The sequence below is a fragment of the Streptomyces beijiangensis genome, assembly GCF_017315755.1.
Classification (GTDB): Bacteria; Actinomycetota; Actinomycetes; order Streptomycetales; family Streptomycetaceae; genus Streptomyces; species Streptomyces beijiangensis.
This window is the reverse complement of the sequence record NZ_JAFLRJ010001415.1, coordinates 1-342: the sequence shown is the minus strand read 5'-3', so window position 1 is coordinate 342 and position 342 is coordinate 1. Positions and strand designations below refer to the sequence as shown.

General features: G+C 72.5%; 1 protein-coding gene. It reads left to right on the top strand.

The window, feature by feature from the left end; genetic code table 11:
* A partial coding sequence (tmk, locus tag J0695_RS42065) for a dTMP kinase (RefSeq protein ID WP_206970067.1) occupies nt 1–342 on the top strand: 342 nt, incomplete at both ends.

Here is a 342-nt window from a genome sequence, read left to right as displayed (position 1 = left end):
GGCCAGCCGCGCCAGGCCCCGGCCGCCAGCGGCTTCTTCATCGCGCTGGAGGGCGGCGACGGAGCGGGCAAGTCCACGCAGGTCGAGGTGCTCGCCGAGTGGATCCGCGCCAAGGGGCACGAGGTCGTCGTCACCAAGGAGCCCGGCTCGACGCCGATCGGCAAGCGCCTGCGCTCGATCCTGCTCGACGTCTCCTCAGCGGGGCTCTCGCACCGCTCCGAGGCCCTGCTGTACGCGGCGGACCGCGCCGAACACGTCGACACCGTCGTCCGTCCCGCACTGGAGCGCGGAGCCGTCGTCATCTCGGACCGCTACATCGACTCGTCCGTCGCCTACCAGGGC